The organism is Pseudomonas viridiflava, from assembly GCF_900602065.1.
In the GTDB taxonomy this organism is placed as follows: domain Bacteria; phylum Pseudomonadota; class Gammaproteobacteria; order Pseudomonadales; family Pseudomonadaceae; genus Aquipseudomonas.
Genome location: NZ_UWFN01000116.1, coordinates 259308 through 279538, shown reverse-complemented (window position 1 = coordinate 279538; position 20231 = coordinate 259308). Strand labels below are relative to the sequence as shown.

30 protein-coding genes are annotated in these 20231 nt (G+C 54.7%); 20 read left to right on the top strand and 10 right to left on the bottom strand.

Annotated elements, in window-relative coordinates; genetic code table 11:
* Positions 1-115: 115 nt before the first annotated feature.
* The 4 genes from EE949_RS06575 to EE949_RS06560 all read right to left on the bottom strand — a co-directional run bounded on the left by EE949_RS06575 (position 116) and on the right by EE949_RS06560 (position 1485).
* Complete coding sequence (locus EE949_RS06575) at positions 116-295, bottom strand: hypothetical protein (protein WP_122663534.1); 180 nt, start codon at positions 293-295, stop codon at positions 116-118.
* Complete coding sequence (locus EE949_RS06570; RefSeq protein WP_095093880.1) at positions 292-519, bottom strand: hypothetical protein; 228 nt, start codon at positions 517-519, stop codon at positions 292-294. The genes EE949_RS06575 and EE949_RS06570 overlap by 4 nt, the downstream gene beginning before the upstream one ends.
* On the bottom strand, positions 516-761 hold the full coding sequence (locus EE949_RS06565; protein WP_122663533.1) for a hypothetical protein: 246 nt from the start codon (positions 759-761) through the stop codon (positions 516-518). The genes EE949_RS06570 and EE949_RS06565 overlap by 4 nt, the downstream gene beginning before the upstream one ends.
* A 544-nt stretch (positions 762-1305) precedes the next feature.
* Entirely contained in the window at positions 1306-1485 is a 180-nt protein-coding gene (locus EE949_RS06560; protein ID WP_122663532.1) for a hypothetical protein, read from the bottom strand.
* A gap of 163 nt (positions 1486-1648) precedes the next feature.
* Here EE949_RS06560 and EE949_RS06555 point away from each other — a divergent pair, with 163 nt between their 5' ends.
* The gene (locus tag EE949_RS06555; protein WP_122663531.1) at positions 1649-1933 is read left to right on the top strand and encodes a hypothetical protein; all 285 of its coding nucleotides are present in this window, start codon (positions 1649-1651) and stop codon (positions 1931-1933) included.
* Here the strand turns inward: EE949_RS06555 and EE949_RS06550 are convergent.
* Positions 1900-2094: a hypothetical protein gene (locus tag EE949_RS06550; protein ID WP_122663530.1), complete on the bottom strand. Its 195-nt coding sequence runs from the start codon at positions 2092-2094 to the stop codon at positions 1900-1902. The two genes, EE949_RS06555 and EE949_RS06550, sit on opposite strands and share 34 nt — an antisense overlap.
* Before the next feature lie 531 nt (positions 2095-2625).
* Here EE949_RS06550 and EE949_RS06545 point away from each other — a divergent pair.
* Positions 2626-2928 carry a DUF1654 domain-containing protein gene (locus EE949_RS06545; RefSeq protein WP_122663529.1) on the top strand — a complete coding sequence of 101 codons (303 nt, stop codon included), beginning with the start codon at positions 2626-2628 and terminating at the stop codon, positions 2926-2928.
* 50 nt (positions 2929-2978) lie between these two features.
* Here the strand turns inward: EE949_RS06545 and EE949_RS06540 are convergent, their stop codons facing one another.
* The 3 genes from EE949_RS06540 to EE949_RS06530 form a co-directional block, all read right to left on the bottom strand.
* The gene (locus tag EE949_RS06540; protein ID WP_240350342.1) at positions 2979-3497 is read right to left on the bottom strand and encodes a zinc ribbon domain-containing protein; all 519 of its coding nucleotides are present in this window, start codon (positions 3495-3497) and stop codon (positions 2979-2981) included.
* Between the two features lie 260 nt (positions 3498-3757).
* On the bottom strand, positions 3758-6232 hold the full coding sequence (locus EE949_RS06535) for a P-loop NTPase fold protein (protein ID WP_122663528.1): 2475 nt from the start codon (positions 6230-6232) through the stop codon (positions 3758-3760).
* A gap of 344 nt (positions 6233-6576) precedes the next feature.
* Entirely contained in the window at positions 6577-7401 is an 825-nt protein-coding gene (locus EE949_RS06530) for an XRE family transcriptional regulator (RefSeq protein WP_122663527.1), read from the bottom strand.
* Positions 7402-7505: 104 nt separating this feature from the next.
* On the opposite strand from EE949_RS06530, the gene EE949_RS06525 reads away from it, so the two are divergent.
* The 12 genes from EE949_RS06525 (at position 7506) to EE949_RS06470 (ending at position 13733) form a co-directional block, all read left to right on the top strand.
* Positions 7506-7730, top strand: a complete 225-nt coding sequence (locus EE949_RS06525) for a helix-turn-helix transcriptional regulator (protein WP_095093871.1) — start codon at positions 7506-7508, stop codon at positions 7728-7730.
* 30 nt (positions 7731-7760) lie between these two features.
* On the top strand, positions 7761-7955 hold the full coding sequence (locus EE949_RS06520) for a hypothetical protein (protein ID WP_095093870.1): 195 nt from the start codon (positions 7761-7763) through the stop codon (positions 7953-7955).
* A 20-nt stretch (positions 7956-7975) separates the two neighbouring features.
* On the top strand, positions 7976-8218 hold the full coding sequence (locus tag EE949_RS06515; RefSeq protein WP_099268875.1) for a hypothetical protein: 243 nt from the start codon (positions 7976-7978) through the stop codon (positions 8216-8218).
* Positions 8219-8432: 214 nt separating this feature from the next.
* Positions 8433-9401, top strand: coding sequence for a phage replication protein (locus tag EE949_RS06510; RefSeq protein ID WP_122663526.1), 969 nt, complete (start codon positions 8433-8435; stop codon positions 9399-9401).
* Positions 9388-10173, top strand: coding sequence for a hypothetical protein (locus EE949_RS06505; RefSeq protein ID WP_122663525.1), 786 nt, complete (start codon positions 9388-9390; stop codon positions 10171-10173). Before EE949_RS06510 ends, EE949_RS06505 begins: the two co-directional genes overlap by 14 nt.
* Complete coding sequence (locus EE949_RS06500; RefSeq protein WP_122663524.1) at positions 10170-10640, top strand: hypothetical protein; 471 nt, start codon at positions 10170-10172, stop codon at positions 10638-10640. Before EE949_RS06505 ends, EE949_RS06500 begins: the two co-directional genes overlap by 4 nt.
* Positions 10637-11221 (top strand): recombination protein NinG, encoded by a 585-nt coding sequence (locus tag EE949_RS06495; RefSeq protein ID WP_122663523.1) that lies wholly within the window; start codon positions 10637-10639, stop codon positions 11219-11221. The genes EE949_RS06500 and EE949_RS06495 overlap by 4 nt, the downstream gene beginning before the upstream one ends.
* Positions 11218-11799: a hypothetical protein gene (locus EE949_RS06490; protein ID WP_122663522.1), complete on the top strand. Its 582-nt coding sequence runs from the start codon at positions 11218-11220 to the stop codon at positions 11797-11799. Before EE949_RS06495 ends, EE949_RS06490 begins: the two co-directional genes overlap by 4 nt.
* 233 nt (positions 11800-12032) lie before the next feature.
* Complete coding sequence (locus EE949_RS06485) at positions 12033-12446, top strand: hypothetical protein (RefSeq protein WP_162873804.1); 414 nt, start codon at positions 12033-12035, stop codon at positions 12444-12446.
* A 147-nt stretch (positions 12447-12593) separates the two neighbouring features.
* Positions 12594-12809, top strand: a complete 216-nt coding sequence (locus EE949_RS06480; protein WP_240350343.1) for a hypothetical protein — start codon at positions 12594-12596, stop codon at positions 12807-12809.
* A 214-nt stretch (positions 12810-13023) separates the two neighbouring features.
* Complete coding sequence (locus EE949_RS06475) at positions 13024-13395, top strand: chemotaxis protein (RefSeq protein ID WP_122663519.1); 372 nt, start codon at positions 13024-13026, stop codon at positions 13393-13395.
* On the top strand, positions 13395-13733 hold the full coding sequence (locus EE949_RS06470) for a hypothetical protein (protein ID WP_122663518.1): 339 nt from the start codon (positions 13395-13397) through the stop codon (positions 13731-13733). The genes EE949_RS06475 and EE949_RS06470 overlap by 1 nt, the downstream gene beginning before the upstream one ends.
* A 60-nt stretch (positions 13734-13793) precedes the next feature.
* Here the strand turns inward: EE949_RS06470 and EE949_RS06465 are convergent, their stop codons facing one another.
* Together EE949_RS06465 and EE949_RS06460 are read right to left on the bottom strand one after the other, a co-directional pair.
* The gene (locus EE949_RS06465; protein WP_122663517.1) at positions 13794-13997 is read right to left on the bottom strand and encodes a hypothetical protein; all 204 of its coding nucleotides are present in this window, start codon (positions 13995-13997) and stop codon (positions 13794-13796) included.
* A 50-nt stretch (positions 13998-14047) separates the two neighbouring features.
* Complete coding sequence (locus tag EE949_RS06460; protein WP_122663516.1) at positions 14048-14254, bottom strand: hypothetical protein; 207 nt, start codon at positions 14252-14254, stop codon at positions 14048-14050.
* 86 nt (positions 14255-14340) lie between these two features.
* On the opposite strand from EE949_RS06460, the gene EE949_RS06455 reads away from it, so the two are divergent.
* The 6 genes from EE949_RS06455 (at position 14341) to EE949_RS06430 (ending at position 20223) form a co-directional block, all read left to right on the top strand.
* Positions 14341-14958 (top strand): hypothetical protein, encoded by a 618-nt coding sequence (locus tag EE949_RS06455; protein ID WP_122663515.1) that lies wholly within the window; start codon positions 14341-14343, stop codon positions 14956-14958.
* Position 14959: 1 nt separating this feature from the next.
* Complete coding sequence (locus EE949_RS06450) at positions 14960-16447, top strand: terminase (protein WP_122663514.1); 1488 nt, start codon at positions 14960-14962, stop codon at positions 16445-16447.
* Complete coding sequence (locus EE949_RS06445) at positions 16447-17904, top strand: DUF4055 domain-containing protein (protein WP_122663513.1); 1458 nt, start codon at positions 16447-16449, stop codon at positions 17902-17904. Before EE949_RS06450 ends, EE949_RS06445 begins: the two co-directional genes overlap by 1 nt.
* Positions 17879-18964, top strand: coding sequence for a minor capsid protein (locus EE949_RS06440; protein ID WP_122663512.1), 1086 nt, complete (start codon positions 17879-17881; stop codon positions 18962-18964). The genes EE949_RS06445 and EE949_RS06440 overlap by 26 nt, the downstream gene beginning before the upstream one ends.
* A gap of 33 nt (positions 18965-18997) precedes the next feature.
* Positions 18998-19429: a hypothetical protein gene (locus EE949_RS06435; protein ID WP_122663511.1), complete on the top strand. Its 432-nt coding sequence runs from the start codon at positions 18998-19000 to the stop codon at positions 19427-19429.
* An 83-nt stretch (positions 19430-19512) separates the two neighbouring features.
* Positions 19513-20223 carry a hypothetical protein gene (locus tag EE949_RS06430; protein WP_122663510.1) on the top strand — a complete coding sequence of 237 codons (711 nt, stop codon included), beginning with the start codon at positions 19513-19515 and terminating at the stop codon, positions 20221-20223.
* Positions 20224-20231 lie beyond the last annotated feature (8 nt).

Sequence of the window (20231 nt, the reverse complement as noted above, 5' to 3'; positions counted from 1 at the left end):
TACAGCGGGGCGATTCGATCAGCGAGACACAGGGCCAGCATCAGAAAGGTGAAGCCTGCGAGAACCGGGAACGAGCCTCGCCAGAAGACATACCGGCGTCGGCGTTGATTGGCGTTCATCCCCACCCCTTGATTGGTCGACGCTTCAGCCAGTCCGCCTTGATCGGGTAGGGCAGATCGGCGACACGCATGCCGCGGGGCGGGGAGAAGGTGCCGCGCACTTGAGTGGGCTGGGCACGAGCATTGACCTCTTCGATCTGCTCGTCGATCAGCGACTTCACAATTGGCTGACTCATGCGCACCTCCGCATTCTTGCGAGCAACTCTTCATTTGACCGAGCGCGGATAAACATCAGGCACTGGGTGTAGCGTGTGTACTCTTTGCATTCGATAGCGCTGAGTGCATACGCCATTTCCACCGCCATCTGCGTTTCGCAGTGCAAGCTGTAGTCGTCAGCGTTTTCAATCAGCTTCTGAATCCGCGAGTCGATCATGCCGACCGCAATTTCGTGCTTGGTCAAGCGGCACCTCCTTTTGGTGGGCATATCAGCTCCATCTGAGCGACGCATGCCTGGATGTTTGCTTTCAGCTTCAGCCGACGATTCAGGTCGCGTTCGCGGCGGGCTGTGCGGTCGATAGGGTTGTCGTAGTCGTGCGCGAACTCGTCATAGCGAGGCTTTTCGTTGCCCCACTCATCATGGCTGCGGACAGACGCCCGGCCTTGGGCGCTGTCCTGATAACGCTCAAGGTCGAACTCAGGCATGGTCGCCTCTGTTGGTTGAGATCAAATCCACTCGCTCAGCCCTCGGCCGCTCGCTATTGCCGATGGGCGCGAGGGGAGGACTGACGGGTGGATTCGGGAAGGGATGCCGGTTACGTCTCCGGCGCGGGCTCTCACCGCCGTATTACCTCGTCGTCTGGATCACGCATCAGGTACTCGAATCGCTCAGGCTTATCCGCGAAGGCGGCACCCAGACAACCGTCTCAACTGACCGGCGCTACAATCATGAAAGGATGTACCGTGACGCTCCAGATGCTTCCGTTATGAACCCACGGTTTGCTGGGGTGACGCAGGGGGCCGCTTTCGCGGTGTGTACTCATCCGCATCGGGGTGTGATTTGGCCGGTGCTGATCCCGGCATAACGAGTGTTTAGCGATTTGCGCGAGTTGGGGGATGGTTACCCATGTTCAGATCCGCCACTCGTTGACGCTAACTACGCATCAGTCTGCGCATTCAAATCACACCCCGATGCGCTCTCTCTGAGAGGATCGGGCAGTTAACGTCAGGCTGACGTGGCGCTGGTTGTTTACATGTCGTATGGGGGCTTTTCGCCGAGGCGAGCTTCACGCTCTTTCTGAAACTGTTCGGCCAGATCAAAGGCCATCGTTGCCAGTGGCTGGGTGTGCGATGTCTGCCCGCTGGCGATCAGTCCTACAAAGGCGGCAGTCGCCATCGTTTCCAGATCTTCGTATTCGTTGCGAGTCATGCTGTATTACTCCACTTGAATTCAACAAAGCGTCCGATGCGGGCGCTTAGGTGAATATGTGGTGCCTGTTTTTGACAGGGGCAGGCTCCCTGTTTCCTCGCTTTCCACAGTCGAGGGACACCCATATGCTCCGTCCTCCACAGTCGAAACAAGGAACGTAGTAATGGCGGAATTTATGGTGCGCGTTGAGCTTTTTAGGGCTGAAGGCGACGAGTACAAAGAGCTTCACGAGAAGATGGAATTGCTCGGCCTGAAAAGGACGGTCAAGTTCGAGGATGGAAGTCTCCGCAGGCTACCAATCGGCACCTACTTCGGAATCAGCAACTTTGAAATACACACCCTTCGTGACAAGGTAAGAGCAATTGCAACACCGCTTTCATCTTCGTCTGGCCCGTCGATCCTTGTGTCGGAGTCTCAAACCTGGTCAGCATTTCTTCCGGAGGCCTGAGACGATCCGCCACCGGAGCATTGCCGACCCTTCGGCATCTGACTTACCCAGTAGGCCAAGTAGTTCGATGCGATTGAGAAAGCCTCGTCGAAGCTGACTTTCTCATCCGTCGAAATCTCCTGAACGATCTGACGAAACCGTTCAATCTGTTCTTCGTTCATCTCACTCTCCTGCTTTCCGCGTGGTCCTGAGTAGGGCCACCTGGAGAGCATCCGGCCCACAGCTGGCGGGCCGGTAATCTCTGTTCCTTGCATAGGCCAACGGTCGCTTTCCCGTTGATGCCTTTCAGCGCGACACGGGATCAAGGTCCCAAGGCCAAACGCTTACTCACCACCACGCAGCCTCTCCAGCTGCGCCCTCCGAATGAGGTCTCCTATGCCCAGCGCCGACATGAGGTCGAATCGCTGCGTACCGTTGCGCGGTACGTCCGCTGGCTATGCATCGGCCAGCTCGGCGTCCATCAGGTTGTTAAAGAGCGGTCGGGGCCTTTCAGTCCCTGTCGCTGTGTTACTGCGATGGGTGAACTATCACGCATTGTGTTTATTGCGTCAACACGTAATGTGATTTATTTTGAAAGAAAACACGGTTGGTGTGATTCCGCCAAAATTGACTTACAGCCTGTTTACCTCTGGCGAAGGGTTCGCTATCCTCATCAAATAGCTGGATATATGTACAGTAATATGGAGGGGGGAATGGGAAGCGCGAGCGCAGCACAGCGAGTTGAGATGTCCGGGATAGAGCGGCTCGGCCTGAGGGTTTCGGAAATGATCAACCACCCAGTCGCGCAGATTCAGCGCTGGGTGACGATCCATCGTCTGGATACAGATGGGGATAGTGAATGGGAGGAGGTGATCGGAGTGTTAGCATCTACGGACGAGCTGGATTTAACCTTCGAGGATGACGGTGCCGTGACCGTGAGGTGGGAGCCAGCGCCTATTGAGCATCGCCCAATTGAGTTCGTGGATGAGACAGAAGAAGAGGGCGCGCCTTTCTGAAATGCAACAAAAAGCCCGCTCAGGTGGCGGGCTCACTCACTGCGGCAACGTTAGAAAAGTGGTGCGGGCTGAAAATACAGATCGCCGTCTGCGCCGTTCTTCATGCTGTAGCGATTCCTAAATTCCTTCGCATCTTCTTTGTCTCGGAAGAATCCAGACACGACGGTCATGCCGTCATCGGGAAGGATCACGCCAGGCATCTCGGCAATCCTGTTTTTTACGGAATCCATTTCGGTATCGCTGCCGCAGTCATAGCGAACAGTCCATCCGCCTTTGGCATTCAGCGCGACAGGAATTCCAGAGGCGGAATTCCATGTTGGCTCTACGTCAGATCCGCAGTGCTTGCACTTGACGGCTGCTTTCTTGATCGGCTCTGCGCAAAACGGGCAGTTGCGAGATTCAGCGTTAACTGCAGACGCGCCGCCTGCTGTGGCAGACTTTCCACCCATGAGAATCATTAGCAGGCCGCCAAGGGCAATAAAGCCAGCAACGATCGTGAAGTTCTGCCGCTCAGACATCAGGCCGAGGTTATTGACCCGACCCAGTCCTGAAGCTACAGACACATCCATGCTCATGGCTCCCAGTAGCCCGAGAACTCCAACAATCAGTACCACAATCCCAAATCCACGCACTGCACAGCCCTCCATAGATGAAGGGTGATTCTACCTTGCCATCAGCCGCAAGCGCACGTGACTTACTCCTGTGCCAAATAGCAAGCGTAGAAAAGCCCCACAATGTGGGGCGGCAGCGGCCTTTATATCTTGAGTTGACGTAGCGATCCGACGATGTTTGCCTTAATGCTTCACACCTTCGTCAGTGTGGGTAGGCGTTAAACTGGCCTAATGAATGTTGATGGGAGAGGGCCATAGTTCCGCTCGGCAGACTCAAGAGCGTTTCTCATATTCAGCTCTAGTGCTGGGTAGACTTCCTTAAGCACATTAACGTGCCACTCTTTAGGCAGCGCTCGACGGATTGCCTCGTCGCAAAGAACTGAATAAAGATCAGTCATGTATGCGTGAAATGCCTTGACTCTTTCTATGCGATAATAAACGCGTAGGGTTCTGCTATTGTAGCTATTAGAGATCTGCCTGCCAAGAGTGTTTAGTTGATCCCATACTTTGTCATCCGCTACAAATGTATCCATCATTATGTTTTCTACGAACATAAAGTTAGATATGAGGTCTCGGACTATGTAGCCCCCCAAGCGGCTTGGGTAATAGCTTGATTTAAAATCTGCAACGCCGTGGCCACCTGTATAGCAAAATCGAAAGCGGCAAAGGTCATTTAGGACCTTCAATGCAACTTCGTCTCCAATTCCTACGGACCGAAGGAGTTTATTTATTTCGATGCCGTCAAGGTACTGGAAAGATGCGTCTGAAGAATACTGCACGAGAGCCGATAGCACGAATAGGCGTGTGAGCTGGAGTGTGGTGCGCTCAAGATGTGAATCATAAGGGTTGCCAATTGCTGAGAAAGCTTCATTATAAACTGATTGATTTCCTAACAATATTGCTCTGAGTGCTTCATGTTTAGGTAGAGTGTACTTTCCACCAGATTTATGGGTGCTGTATGCTTTTCCAGGGTTTGAATATCCATGCTCGATAAACTCCCGTGTCATTCGCAATGCATTACGGACATCTCCTGAAGCTAATACCTCTAGCAAGCTGCCAACGTCGGTTCCTAGAACGGAGCTTTGAATCAGTTCGATCAGTACCGCCAAATCTGCAACATGAACTTTCATTCCGTTTTCAGATATAAAGTCCCCGGACTCGCCTGAAATTAAGTTGTTAGCCAAGAAGAATCTTTTAGAAAGTACGGCCTCGATTTTTGGAGGTTCAATTAATATAGGGTCAAAATCGAACGCATTAAATGCGGGCGAATTGCGATGTTCTACATATGTAGAACTTCTAAGTGCTATAACTAAGTTGAGACTTAGCTTTGAGGCAAACGCTACTGCCTCAGTGAAAATGCTTGACTGAAGTCTTTCATCTAGTTGGTCGATGTTATCAATTACGAGAAAAATCGGTGCTTGTGAAGCCGCATAACTGAGAAGTTTGTCTACATACGGCTTAATATTCTCATAGTCTTCAGTTAGCTTGCTGGTGATAAGCTCGTTGAATTTATCGGTGTTCTGTGCGATAAGAAAAGCAGGGCCCTTGCGAATTGCATCTATCTCTTTAAGGTATGCTTTAGCAATGCAGTTGTAGTAATCAGAGAAGAAGGTATCTTCGATTATGTACTCTTTTATGCATTCGTAGATGTAGTCTACTGGTATCTTGTCGTTTGTATATTTTAAAAAGTTTATGGATATCCAGTGAGGATATGCCTTTTCTTTGCTCTTCTCAAAAAAAGACGCTGCAGAGACGTTGCGCGTATAGTGCAAGAACGTTGTTTTTCCGGCCCCGACGCTACCCAAGATGACTATAGCTAGTGGCCTAGATTTACTTTGAAGATTGCGGATTTTCTCTTTCAGAAAATTTGCGTCTTTCCGCTGCATTGGACGTACAGGTTGAGAGCTAAATAGGTGCTGGCTTTTGGATATATGCATGTTTATACGCCTGTCGAATTTTATTTTTTCCGGCGAATTCACGTAGCATCGTTCGAAGAGCTCCGGATCCATCTCGATGATGGTGTCGGAGAAAGACGTAGTTATGGCCGTTTCAATAAGAGGGTAGATAGAGTTCCTAGACTCCGAGTTTGGGCTCTGGAAAAAGTTTCTTAATCTGCGTCCTTCAACTTGATCTTCGCTGTAACCCAAGAGTAGGTTTTCCAAGCTGGAGTTTACGACTGCATTTCGAGACAACAAATCCATGAACTCAGAATAGTCGCTGCTTAGAATAGATTCTAGCGAGTTAAATACTAAGGCGTAGGAGTTGTTAAAGGTGACTTGGTCGGTTCTATTTGCAGGAAAAATAACCCATTGGTTTCCATTAGTCACTACTGCGAATTGCACACCTAACTTACGACAGTAATCTCGTGCTTGAAAAACTGCCTCCTCTAACTCGCCGTGAATATTCGTTTTGGTAAGTTTTAGGCGTCTGTCTTTCGCAAACGTTTTAAATGCCACGCCTATTTTTTTGGCTTCCAGTATGAAAGCAGTGCTTGCAGTACGGACCACATAGTCAGCATAGGTGGTATTGCCGTCCTCGGAGACCCGTTCCTCCACTTGGACATCGTTATGAGTCCAGCCTAGAACGTCAAAAAGGACCTTGTCGATGAGTTTGAGCCTAGTCTCAGCCTCATTCACACCCTCAAAGTCAATTTTTTTTCCGATTGCGAGCAGTTCGGATATTGCATTTGGCATAGATCCCTCTAATATCAAGTCTTCACTGAAGACGACCAAACCTACGAAAGGATGCAGGGATGATGAAAGCGTAAACCGTGTTGGCTGTACCTTCAGTACGTCCCGCTGATGCCTGTCAGAGGCGGGGCTCGCCTTTTATTCGTAGATAGTTCGTTAATATGGCTAACTGCCAGTGTGTCTCGGTCAAGGATAGCCTCAAGCTTGGCTTGTGGCAAAGATCCTTTGAGGGCGGTCTGAGAGGCCTGCCGGACTAATACTTCCTATATCCGCCGACAACGCCAATATCCTCGCTGCCACCACTACTCCCTCCCGACTCCAGCCTGGCTACCGCGTGTCTTGACATATCACACCGGCTGCCCATTCCACACATACAGCACACGAGCCAAGATATGGGTATCGTCGACCCGAATGTCCTCAGGGTCATGGTGTTTGTTGTCCGAGATCATTTTGAAGCGATCCTTGCCTTTCTTCTGCAGGCGCTTAACGTAAAGCATTTCGTCGTGGGAGAAGAGGTAGATGCCGTCTCCCGTGAATTCCCGGATCGTGACGTCAACCAGTAGAGGATCGCGGTCCTTGATCGTCGGGGCCATCGACTGACCCCAGCCGGTGATCATTTTGAGGTGGAAATGCTCCTTGAACGAGACGCCCATCTCACGCAGATGCTTGGGGCTGACCCTAATGTCCTGGAGCATTTCGGGGTATTCGTGCGGTATCTGCCCGCCGCCCATAGCTGCGCGGACATCGTAGTGCGCGATCCACACTTCATCTCCGACTTGGCCTGGCCTGGAGAAGTCGACATTGATGACGTTGCTCGCAGCAACCATGGCAGTGTCTTCTACAGCAGCAGAGATGCGCTGCCTCGTTTCATCAGGCAAATTCTTTCCATGCTTCGCTAGCATTTGCCGAACCAGATCGGCAGAGGAGCCTGGAACACCATTAGGCTCCTCGAGGCTGTTCTCAGGCTCCGGCAAGCCAATCAACAGCTCGGACTTGTCTACACCCAAAGCTTTAGACATTGCTTCGATATCGGCAAACGACGGCTCGCGGCTGCCTGCTTCGTAGTTGCCGACTCGCGATTGAGATTTCCACCCACAGGCGTCTGCCAGCTGAGCCTGGGACATACCTGCATTCTGTCTGGCGCGCTTGATGCGCTTAGCTAATTCGTTCATGCGCGGGATTCAATCACGTATTGAAATACCCGGCTTTCACTTATTGTGATTGCTAATAACACGATACGTGTTTTATCCTGTGTTTAATTATGGAGGAGCACCACATGAATCAAGTCCGAATGATCCGCGAGAGGGCTGGCGTAACTCAGGCAGCGCTGCGCCGGGCGCTCGGCTGGAATCAGTCCCGCCTAGCGAATTACGAGTCAGGCCTTCGCAGCCCAGGGCTTAGCGAGGCGCGCTTGATCGTGAACGCACTGAACGTACTCGGTGCGAAGTGCGTTCTCGACGAAGCCTTTCCTCCAGAAAAACAGCCGTTAACAGCCGCTTAACCCCATTCCAACCACACAAGGAAGCCTTCGATGGCATACGACGATTCGCGCCACGTGAAAGACCGGGAGATTAAGTCCCGCTACGACGATGAGACCTATGAAGCGCTCAAGGCAGTGGCGCGTCTTCACAAACTGCAATTGGCCGTCTTCGTACGCATGTGCGTGGAAGAGAAGCTGGAAAGCATCGTTGAGCAGGATGTTACCGACAAACACCAGATGGCCTGAAGTCCCTGAAGGAGGCCAACGTGCCCGAAAACACGATCTGCCACGGGATCGACGGGAAGCTCTACGAAAAGCTTGAAAGGCTGGCAAAGGCTGCGGGTATGACCCCGGATGAGTACGCCACAAAGCTTGGAGCAGAGCGGATCTTCGAAAAAACCAGGCCCAAGGGAGCCGGAAAAATCCGACACCTGCCCACAACACGGCGTGACCCGCCGCAGGACTTAATAGGCCCTGAAAAAGGAGGGACTGATGAAGGCTCCCAATAGCAAACCCCGAATTGCAGGCACAAAAAAGCCCGGCGGCAACCGGGCTCTTTCAACTGCATTCGTAGCAACTCTGTGAGGCCGATTATGCATACCTCTAATACCGATGTACAGGCCCTGAAGAATCCCGCGCCACATTTTTCGAATCACGAAAACGTGGTGCGCACGATGTCATCGAGCTGCCTTGAATTGGCCAATATGGTCGGGAAGGGCTGACATGCAATACACCGTCACGATTAACCAGGCGAAGGCGTTGGAGTGGGGGCTGAATGCTCAGCAAGCCCTGCTGTTTGCCTTCGTCTACGAGTGTCCGAGTTGGGCCAATCCAATCAAGACGGGTACCGGGATCTACTTCGCGTTGAGCAAGAGCAAGATCGTTGACGAATTGCCGTTGCTGACTGATAAGCCTGACACCGCTTACCGACTTCTGAAAGCCCTGCGAGACGCGGGCTTGATTGAGCTTTCCAGCACGTCGAGCATCACTTTGATTCGTCTCACTGAGAAGGCGAAAGAGTGGAATCGTAAACTGGATGGGTCGGAAAAATATCCGACCTCAGATGCGATTGATGGTCGGAAAAAAATCCGATCTACCTCGGATAAATCTCCGAGCAAGGTCGGAAAAAAATCCGAGCCAAGGTCGGAAAAATTTCCGACAAATCAGGATACCAATAATCAGGGTACCAATCCGGTAACCAGTAATCAGGATTTGCAGGACGGCTCGGACAAGCCGAACCGGTCCAGCGGCTTGGTGCTGGTTGGCGGCATCGAAGCGCCCCGAGTTGAAATCCCCGCCGATATGCCCGGCCCCAAAGATCAGTCCTGCAAAACCTTCAAGACTTGGGCGAACTACGCCATGTCCTACCGCAAACGCTACAAGGCGTGGCCGGTCTGGAATGCGAAGGTGGGAGGGCAGGTCGGCTTGCTCATCGGACGCCTCGGGATCGACGTGGCTCACAGCGTGGCTGCGTACTACCTAGGCATCAACGACGCCCAACTGATCCGCAAATGCCACAGCCTCAACGAACTGCTGGCCAACGCTGAGGGCTACCACACCCAGTGGGTTACGCAGACCCAAATGAACGGCAGGACAGCGCGTCAGCAGGAAGACACACAAGCCAACATGAATGCGGCACAGGAAGCTGGCCGCAAGATTCGTGAGGGAGGGCCGCGCAATGCTTTCCTCTGACAAGGTTGCAGAACTGGCCGGTGCGATCTGCGCCACTGCCGAAACTCTCGGGCAAACGATCAGCGCGACTGCTGCTGAACTGATGGCCGAAGACCTGTCTGTGTATCCGCCCGGCGACATCCGCAAAGCACTTCAGTCGTGCCGCCGCGAACTGACCGGCCGCTTCACCCTGGCTGCTGTGCTGCAACGCATCGAAGCTGAGGATGGCCGCCCGGGCAAGGACGAGGCATGGGCGATCGCCATGACCACCAACGACGAATTCGAAACGGTGGTGCTCACTGACGAGATCCAGCTCGCCTTGGCTGCCGCCAAACCTGTGCTCGATGCAGGTGACAAGATCGGCGCGCGTATGGCGTTCATCAGCGCTTACGAACGTCTGGTCAGTCAGGCCCGCGAGGATCACAAGGCCGTGAACTGGCACGCCTCTATTGGCTTTGACGCCAATCGTCGTGTTCAGGCCATCACCAAGGCCGTGCAGATGCAGCGCATTCCTCAGGAGCGCGGGCAGTTGTATCTGGCTGACCTCAACGTCGTACCAATCAGCCAAGACGGCCAAGCCATCGCAGGGCTTCTCACTGGGCAGGTGACACGGCCCAGCGCGAACGTCCGGGAAAAGCTCAAGGCAGTGAAGGACAGCATGGTTGAGATGAGCCGGGCCAGCGAAGAAAGACGCACCGAGCTGAAGATTCAAGCCGCCAATGATTTGGCTGACCGTCTCGCATTGCTGCAGCAGCAGGCCGAGGATTTGGAATTGAAGAGGGCTGCGCGATGACTGAAAAAATCAGCGTCAACTGCCAGGCCAAGCTCACCGAGGCCATCACAAGCCTGACCACAATGTACCGCGACAAGCGCTTCGTGGTCGTGTCACTGCGCCCGGGCAAGGACCGCACCCTGGATCAAAACGCACTCTGGTTCGCGATGTACAAGCGCATCTCCGAGATGACCCAGATCGGCGACCCCGCCGAGGCGCGCAAGTACTGCAAGCTGCACATTGGCGTGCAGATCCTGCTGAACGAGGACGCCGGGTTTCAGGCTGACTGGTATCGGGTAATGCGTCATCTGTCCTACGAAGCGAAGTTGGACATGATGGGCGGCTGCCATTTGTTCGGGCCTGATGGGTTTCCGGTGACCAGCCTGTTCAATCGCGCTCAGGGCATCGCTTACACCGACCGGATCGTCGCGTACTTCACCCGTCACGGCGTTGTGTTCTCGGATCTGCTGGGTGAGGTGGCGGCATGAGACTCGCCATCAAAGAGCGCAAACCCAAGAAATGCCGTGTTGTTGATTGCGGGGCCTCATTCGTCCCGCAGAGGCTCGGCCAAGCGGTGTGCAGTCCAGCCTGCGCAATGATCGACGCACCGAGACACGCGCCAAAGGCTCGAAAGGCTCTTGCCGACGTCCAGCGCGCGGAGATCAAAGTTCGCAAGGAGAAGCTGAAGAGCAGGGCGGATCACCTCAAGGACACTCAGCAGGCTTTCAACGCTTGGGTTCGCGAGCGTGACGCATTGCTGCCCTGCATCAGCTGCGGTCGTCATCACCAGGGTAAGTACGACGCTGGGCATTACCGGACAGTGGGGAGTAACCCCGCGCTGCGCTTCGAGCCGCTGAATTGCCACAAGCAGTGCGTGCCGTGCAATCAGCACAAGTCCGGGAACATCGTGGAATACCGGATCAACCTGGTGCTGCGCATCGGAGCCGAGAAAGTGGATTGGCTGGAAGGGCCTCATGAGCCCCAGAAATACACCGTCGAAGAATTGAAGGCCCTTACGGCCATGTACCGGGCACTGACCAGAGAACTCAAGAAGGGGCAGGCAGCATGAATATCAACTCAGCACGTCAGGCGTGGCATGACTGCACCTATAACCCTGCACCTGGTCAGTCCTCGGACGTCGTTCAGTTGGGCGTGGTGGTACAGGCAACGGAGCGCGGCCCCACGGCAAATCACGCGATGCACAGTGCTTTGGCCGGTCACATCCAGTCGGCGATCGCCAAGCTTCACCCGCAAGTACGTGTATTCGGTGAGTACATGTACGCCGCAAACCGTGACGACAACATCCGTGAGGCTGCCGAGGAGGTGGTATTCGGCATGGTCGTGTCGAAGTCCAAGCGCATGACGGCAGCAAAGCGGGAAAAGCTGGAGTTTGTGGTTAAAGGGGTGATGCGCCGGTATCAGTACATGCATCAGGGCGGTCAGTCGGCTAATGACGATCCGCTGGCCAGTGCCGAAAAGTTTCGAAGCTGGCTGTGGGCCGAGTATGGATGCAGGATTGAATCATGTGCCTGGGCTAGGGACTGGGAACCGATTATTGCTCTTTCGTTTGAGTGCTGTGAGGACCTTGATCGAATGGCGCTTAGTCCGGTCGGAGCGGTGATTTATCAGATGAAAGCGGCGGCCTGATGTCCCGTTTCGTCCATATCAATATCAGCGCGTATCTATCAGTTGACTTCCCGCACGGCTGAGGGCATCATTTCGCCACATTGAGTATTTTGCCTACGGCAACTTGCTCCAAGAAACCCGCCATTTGAGTGGGTTTTTTTGTGTCATTAAATATCATATGCCCCTTCGTGATTCGGGGGCCCTAGCGTTGCGTGCTACCGTGTCGAGTTCAACCACCGAGCATGGACTCAGGAATGTCAGCGCTAGCCAGAAATCTTGTATTTATCTTATTTCCCGTGTCACTTGCCGCACTGGGCTATTCCGTTCATGGGTTCAGAGATAATCCGGCGGACGCTTCAAATATTTACGGGCTCCCGCCAGTTGTAATGTATTTCGTCATGCTGATGGCGGTTGGTACTTTTTCACTGTGCGTTGCTGGGCTTGGCAAGCTACTGGAGCGTCAGTCGACACTTGGTAGCGGTAAGAAAGTGGTGCTGCGGCTGCTGTGCTATTCGCCGTTGTTGCTGTCAGCATGTCTCACAGCTTTGGTGAGCGCGACATACGCCCTGAACTCGTCGGCCGGCTTCGCTGCACTTGTTCTTTCTCTGACTTCAGCAGCAAGCGTTTTGTATTGGCTGTTACGCGGACCTGCCGCGTTTCAGGGTTAGCTGATTAGCGTTTTTTTTGTGATAAGCCCGGCCAATGCCCTGGGCTTTTTTGTTTCCGATCTCCGCCCGTCGGGCGCTCGGCACTTAGCCGCCGGTAAGGCTCTCCCAATTGTATGCGCAGACCACCTGCGCCCTATTCGGAGAATCATGATGGCGATTGAGAACAACGGGCCAGGAGCCGCTTATCCAGGTCCAGATGAGAAAGGTGTTGATACCGGCGCCGACCACGACTCTGGCCTGGATCAAACGTCCTCCGAGCCGAAACAGGGTACAGGCGAGAAGCCGGAAGACTGGAATCCGCCACCGGGCAACCCCGGGTCGGATCAGGATGCTCAGACAGGTCGCAAAAACGGCGGCGCATAACGCGGCCAAGACATTCGATTCACCGTACTCAAGCCCAGGCACAAACCTGGGCTTTTTCGTTTCCGCTTACTTACCAATTGCTCCAAGCTGGGAGCGCTGCCGTATCTGATTCAACTTCCCTCGGAACCTCTGATCGTCACGTTCAGCGAGGGCCTCTTTCGACCCTGTCGCTCCCTTGGCCGCATCCCCGTGGTCCTTTTATTTTGAGGTAATGATGGATCCTACCGACCTCGGCCCAGGCACAGCTACCTGGCTGGGCGGTACTGGCACCGTATTGCTTGCTGGCTTCCTGTGGCTACGCAAGTTCCTCTCTCGGGACGCAGCGGATCGGGCGATGGATAACGCCGATATCGGCACTGTCCGCCGACTGAATGAGTTGCTCGATTCCGAGCGTGTGGCCCGTAAAGAGGCTGAGGCGCGCGCTGACCAATTCGCCAAAGAGCGTAACGAGCTCGCTGCAGCAGTAGGGCGGATGGAAGGGCGTATCGATGCCCTCACAAGCCAGGTATCTCAGCTCACCGACAAGGTCACGTCGCAGAGCCAAGAGATCTCCCGTCTGCGCACTCAGCTTGGAGGTAACAACTGATGGACAGATGCTCAATGGAATTCATCGCCCGCCGCTGGTGGCGTCGGATCGAGATCTGGGTCATTGCAATCCTACTCGCTGCCGGTTCTGCCTCGATGGGCTTTCAGGTTGCCCAGTGGAAGCTCGGTGACTGGTACGTGCAGCGAGTCGCCGAGGTTCGCCAGGGCTACGACGAGGCAACAGCCCAGCGTGATATGCGGCTGAGCAAGTTGGCCGATAAGACGACAGAGGCTGCGGGCAAGGTCGAGGCGGCATCTGCTAATGCGGTACAGGCAGCCGATACCGCAAGCCAGGCAGCCGACAAGGTCAATAAGGCGGTAGAGCGGGTTAGCCCCTAGCGCCACGATTTGAGATGGCTCAATTTCGTGGCGCGAGTTGATTATTGAGTTGCGGTGTGACTAGTGGGCTAGGTTGTTTAGCTCTGCTGCACGCGCGACCGCTTCCGGCTCTGTTTCGAAATGGTCACCAGTGTGCTCGCCGGTAACAGCGTCAACGATATAGAAGTGGATGGTTTCATAGGCTGGTCTGTAGTCCTCATCCTTCACGATGAAACCCTTAACCGGAGTTTTCTGCTGTGGCGGCATGACTTGATACTTAGGCATGGTGTAACCCCTCTTCAGGTGTGCCGCAGGGTTAGTGCGGCACGGGTGGATCACTTGGCAGTTGTTACCAAGGCAGCTTGGATCTGGTCCGCATACCTGGACAAGCTTGAAAACTCAGAGCCTAAATCGATCGGAGTGCTGCTTGAAGCCCTCGCTGCGATAACTTCAAGAGCGGCCGCAACAGCGTGTAGCCGATAGACGTCTTCGCCCGAGGTCTTTTTCCCTGCCGCTAATACAAGCTTACCTACTTCCGACATGCTGCTCTCCTCGCACTGATTGATCCTCACCAATACCGGCAACCAGCCACTATTTCAATACCACCTTCGTTTCCTGAGATTTCGCCATGACAACCAAGCAACCCGACTGGGAGGCAATCGAACGCGCCTACCGGGCCGGATTGCTTTCTGTACGAGAGATCGCTGCATCCTGTGGTGTCTCTCACACCGCTATCCAGAAGCGGGCAAAGGCCAATAGCTGGGAGCGCGACCTCAAGGCAAAGATCAAGGCTAAGGCTGATTCGCTGGTTGCCAAGCGAGAGGTTGCCACTCAGGTTGCCAGCAAATCAGTGGAAACCGAGCGAGAGATAATCGAGCTCAACGCCGAGGTCATTGCGAACATCCGCATGGCTCATCGGGGGGACATCTCCCGCGGTCGGAGAATGACGAACAAGCTGCTGGATGAGCTTGAGGCCTTGACTGATGAGCAGGGCACCATCAAAGAGTTGATTGCTCAGCTCAAGGATGGCGACCACGACGACGGTGAGGCGATGTCCGACATTCTCGCCCTGGCCAACAAGATGGGCGCTCTTCCATCTCGGACCAAGACCATGAGAGAGCTGGCCGAGACGCTGAAGACTCTGGTTGCTCTTGAGCGCCAGGCCTACGACCTCGACACCAAAGCTGGCGGAAACGACGCCGACGAATTATCGAAACTGATGGACGAGCTATCGAAGGACGCCTGATATGAAGCCCGAGCACTTGAAGCTGCTCCGGGATCGATTCTGGCGGTTGAACAACCTGTACTTCATCACCGACAAGGGTGGGAAGAAAGTCCGCTTCCGGATGACGCAGGAGCAGATTGATTACTTCCAAGGGATGCACACCCGCAACATCATCCTCAAGGCTCGGCAGCTTGGCTTCACGACGCTGGTCTGCATCGTGCAGTTGGATGCCGCGTTGTTTGAGTCAGCCAAGTGCGCGCTGATTGCTCACACCCTGAATGACGCCAAGCGACTGTTCCGAGAGAAGGTGAAGTATGCGTACGACAACCTTCCCGCTGAGATACGCGCTGCCAACCCTGCTTCTAACGATGCTGCTGGTGAGCTTGTGTTCAGCAAGGGCGGATCGCTCTACGTGTCCACATCCTTCCGGGGCGGGACTCTACGGTATCTGCACGTATCCGAGTTCGGGAAGATCTGCGCCAAGTTTCCCCACAAAGCCAGAGAGATCGTCACCGGGGCATTCGAGGCTGTTGCCGCCGACTGCTTCGTTACCATCGAATCGACGGCCGAGGGCCGGGCGGGCTACTTCTTCGATTATTCGCAGAGCGCAGAGAAACAGCAGCTATCTGGTGTTCCGCTGGGCAAGTTGGACTGGAAGTTCTTCTTTTTCAGTTGGTGGCGTAACGGCCTGTATTGGCTCGATCCTGCCGACGTCGTTATCCCGCAGCGGCTGAGCGATTACTTCAACGAACTGCAGGCCAAGCACGGGATAGTCGCGAACCCAGGGCAAAGAGCCTGGTATTCGGCCAAAGAGAAGACACTCGGCGACGATATGAAGCGGGAGTACCCGTCGATACCGGCCGAAGCGTTCCAGCAGTCGGTCGAAGGTGCTTATTACGCCAAGCAATTCACCAAACTCTACACATCCCAGCGTATAGGCGTGCTGCCTGACAACAGTCACCAGCCAGTACACACGTTCTGGGATATCGGCGTGGGCGACTCAACATCCATCTGGTTTGTCCGGATGGTAGGTGAGGAATACCACGTCATCGATTTTTACCAGAACAGCGGCGAAGGCCTGCGGCATTACATGAAGGTGCTCAAGGATCGTGGTTACACCTACGGCGAGCACTGGGGGCCGCACGACATTGAGAACCGCGAGTTCGGCAGCGATGGCAAGACTCGCAAGGACATTGCCCGCGAAGGCTATGAGATTGACGGCCAGATGTACCGCATGACATTCCAGGTTGTGCCGAAAGTGGGCATTGACGAAGGGATTGAGCAGGCTCGCGAGATTCTCGGTCGCTGCGCCTTCGACGAGTCCAAGTGCGAAGAGGGCATCACCTGTCTCGAAAATTACCGCAAGGAATGGGACGACAAGAAGGGCTGCTGGAAAGACAAGCCTCTCCATGACTGGTCATCCCACGCTGCAGATGCATTCCGGTACTTCGCTGTCGCCAAGAGCGCAAAGAAGCCGGTCAAATCAATCAAGATGGGATTCGCACGCTAATGGCAGACGTCACCTACACCCGCCCGGAGTACGACGCGGCACAGTCCCGTTGGCGGCTGGTGCGAGACGTATGCAAAGGTTCCGAAACTGTAAAAGGCCGAGGTGATGTCTATCTGCCGAAGCCCAACGAGCACGACACTAGCAAAGAGAACATCGCTCGCTACAAGAGCTACAAGCAGCGTGCTGTCTTCTACAACGCGACCGGGAGAACCAAGAATAGTCTGGTGGGTGCTGTATTTCGCACCTGGCCGACTCTGACCGCTCCCGGCGCACTGGATTATGTGTCGAAGGACGTCGACGGGCAGGGCGTCAGCATCTACCAGCAGTCGCAATCGGTCATCGGGCATCTGCTCGAAGTCGGTCGCCATGGGTTGCTGGTGGACTACGCCGCCGTCAAGGCTGGCTCAGTGAGCAAGGCAGACGAGCAGGCGGGTCGCGCCAGAGCGAGCATCGCAAGTTACCCGGCCGAATCGATTCGGAACTGGAAAACCCGCAAGGTCGGCGGTCAGCATTTGCTGAGTTTGGTAGTTCTGCAGGAGTCGGTGGACATCGATACAAATGACGGCTTCGGCAGCGAAAAGGTTGTGCAATATCGGGTGCTTCGCCTTGATGACTCCGGTGTTTACACCCAAGAGGTTTGGCAGGAGGGATCGAGCGCTACAGAGATGATCATCCCGCCCTTTACTCCACTGGACGGCGCTGGCCAGCCTTGGAAGGTGATCCCATTTCAGTTTCTCGGCAGCGAGAACAACGACACCAGTATCGATGACTCCCCTCTTTACGACATGGCCGTGCTGAACATCGGCCATTACTGCAACAGTGCGGACTACGAGGACTCAGTGTGGTTCTCAGGTCAGCCACAGTTCTGGATTGCAGGGCTGGACGAGGCTTGGCGCGATCACCTTGAAGAAAACGGTATTTATGTCGGCTCCAGGGCGCCGCTGACGCTTCCGGCTAACGGATCCTGCGGGTTTGCTCAGCCTGAGCCGAATACGCTTGTAAAAGAGGCCATGGACGCCAAGAAGGACGACATGGTTTCGCTTGGCGCTCGCCTGATTGAGCGCGGTAGCGCGGTGAAGACTGCTACTCAGGCCGATAACGACAGCGCCGCCGAGCACAGCGTGCTTTCTCTGATTGTCAGCAACGTCAGCGAGGCTTACTGCCAGTGCCTGATATGGATGACAGCGTTCATTGGCGTCGCTGGTGAGCCGGTCTACAAACTCAACCAAGATTTCAGCCAAGTCAGCTTGGACGCAAACATCATGGCGCAGTTGTTCAATGCAGTGCAGGGAGGCAGGCTACCGGATTCGGACTTCTGGCAATACCTGCGCGACCGTGGAGTTATCGATCCCGAGAAGACCGACGACGAGATTCGCGGCGAACTTGAGGCGAGCACAGCGGGCTTAGGCCTCGACGACGAGGATGATCCAGATGGCGGCCAACCAAGCGCTACTTGATGCCACCATTCGGCATGCTGTCTTTCTGGAGCGGCTGAAAGCAGGGGAGGTGAAGAAGTTCACCCCCTTCCTCAAGGAGATCGACCGGTCGCTGCGTGAGCGCCTTACTAAGTCCGACTTGACCAGCTTCACGCGTAAGCGTCTGGAGAGCCTGCTCGATGAGGCGGATAGCCTGTTGCTTGGCATTTTCACCCGCTTCACTGACCAGCTCACCCTAGATCTGATCGATCTGGCTACATATGAGGCGCAGTTCGAGGCTGCCAGCCTGACCAAGGCGGCACCGGTCGGCGTTAGCTTCGAGGCTGCTTTGCCAGCAGCTACCGCAATTCGTACCGCAGTGCTGAGCAACCCGTTGAGCGTTCGCGGGACGGATGGCGGAAAGCTGCTCAAACCCTTCATCAAGGACTGGACGACGGCCGAGCGCACGCGCATCACTGGCGCTATCAGGCAGGGCTTCTTCGAGGGGCAAACAAACTTCCAGATCATCCAGAAGATTCGCGGCACGAAGGCGCTGAATTACGCCGACGGCATTCTGGCTACGACTGACCGCAATGCATCGACAGTGGTACGAACCGCCATCCAGCACATTGCCAGCCAGGCGCGGATGGAGACGGCCAAGACCAACAGTGATGTTGTGCAGCAGATCGAACTGGTTGCCACCCTGGACAGCAAGACCAGCATTATTTGTCGCAGCTTGGATAAGCGCCGGTTTCCTGTCGATTCGGGGCCTCGGCCCCCGTTTCACCCGAACTGCCGGACCACGTTTGTGATGGTCACCAGATTCAGTGAGATGTTCTCGAAGGGCGCAACCCGGGCATCACAAAACGGGCAAGTAAGCGCTGACCTCGATTACTACCACTGGCTTCAGCAGCAGCCAGCGAGCTTTCAGGATCAGGCGATCGGCAAAGCTCGTGGCGCACTGTTTCGCAATGGCGGGCTGAGCGTGAAGCGTTTCACAGAGTTGCAGCTTGATCGCAACTTCAAGCCGCTGACTCTTACCCAGATGAAAACACTAGAGCCTTTGGCTTTTGAGAATGCGGGTCTGGATGGTTTTGGATAACATCGCCGGTATTTACTAGGGGCGATAGAAACTATGTTCGGCAGTCTGCCTATCGGGGATAGGATCCTGTTGCGAGAAAATCTGATCAGCGTTATGTGCGAATACGACGACCAGATGATTAGAGCAGTTATGGAGAAAGGGGTTTCTGAGAAGATTGATCAGGCGGCTCACCAAGGCTTGATTAATAAGGGCGATGCTTTGCGATACGTCCAACAGCTGACGGGATCGCCGTCTATCCGGGCGTCAGTTAAGGCTCACCGCGACCGCTTCGTAGCTTGGTTAGATACAAACCCGCAGCTAGATCCTGTGTTCATGAGCAAGATCTACTCACTAGAAACTCTTAACTACGAAGCAGTCGTCGAGTCCACTCCAATCTGGAATGCAATTGCCGAAGCCGATGCACAGGGCTGGGCCCCGGCATATAACGAGGATCAGGTCACTTATTTAACAGTGTTCGATTACTAGCTCACTCACTCCATGAAACCCGCTTCGGCGGGTTTTTTTATGTCCGCAGGCAGGGCCTGCACACGTCTCTGGGAGACAAGCAAATGGGTTTGAAATATCAGCTGGACACACTTGACGGTCTCGATGACTCCGTTAAATCGCTCTACACCGAGAAGGAAGGCAAGTTTGTCCTCGGTATTGAAGGCCTGCCGCAACCAGAAGATGTATCCGGTCTGAAGTCGAAGGTGGAAGAGCTGCTCGGCGAGAAGAAAGCCGCTGAGAAGGCTCGCAAGGACGCCGAAGAGCAGGCCCGACTGGAGCGTGAAGAAGCTGCCCGCAAGTCCGGCAACGTCGAAGAGCTCGAAAAGTCCTGGTCTGACAAGTACAACCGCCGAGAAGCTGAGCTGAACGGCATGCTGGAGCAGGAGCGCGGGACGCTGAGCACTCAGATCCGGGATCTGACTGTAGGTCGTACCGCTACTGATATCGCATCTGCTCTGGCAATTCCAGGCAGCGCTAAAGCCCTCCTGCCGCACATTGAGCGCCGTTTGAGCGTCGAGCAGCGGGACGGCAAGCCTGTCGTGGTCGTGCTAGATCAGGCGGGAAAGCTCTCAGCGGCAACGCTGGATGAGCTGAAAGCAGAATTCGCAAACGACACGGCCTTCGCGCCGTTGATCGCGGGTAGTAAGGCATCTGGCGGCGGGGCTGCTGGCGCTGGAGGTGGCGGCGGGGCCGCAAAAGGAAAAATCGGCGGCACCAAAGAGGAACGACAGGCCGCGATCGCGAGCCGGTTCCCGGATCTCCCTCAATCGTAAGGAATAAC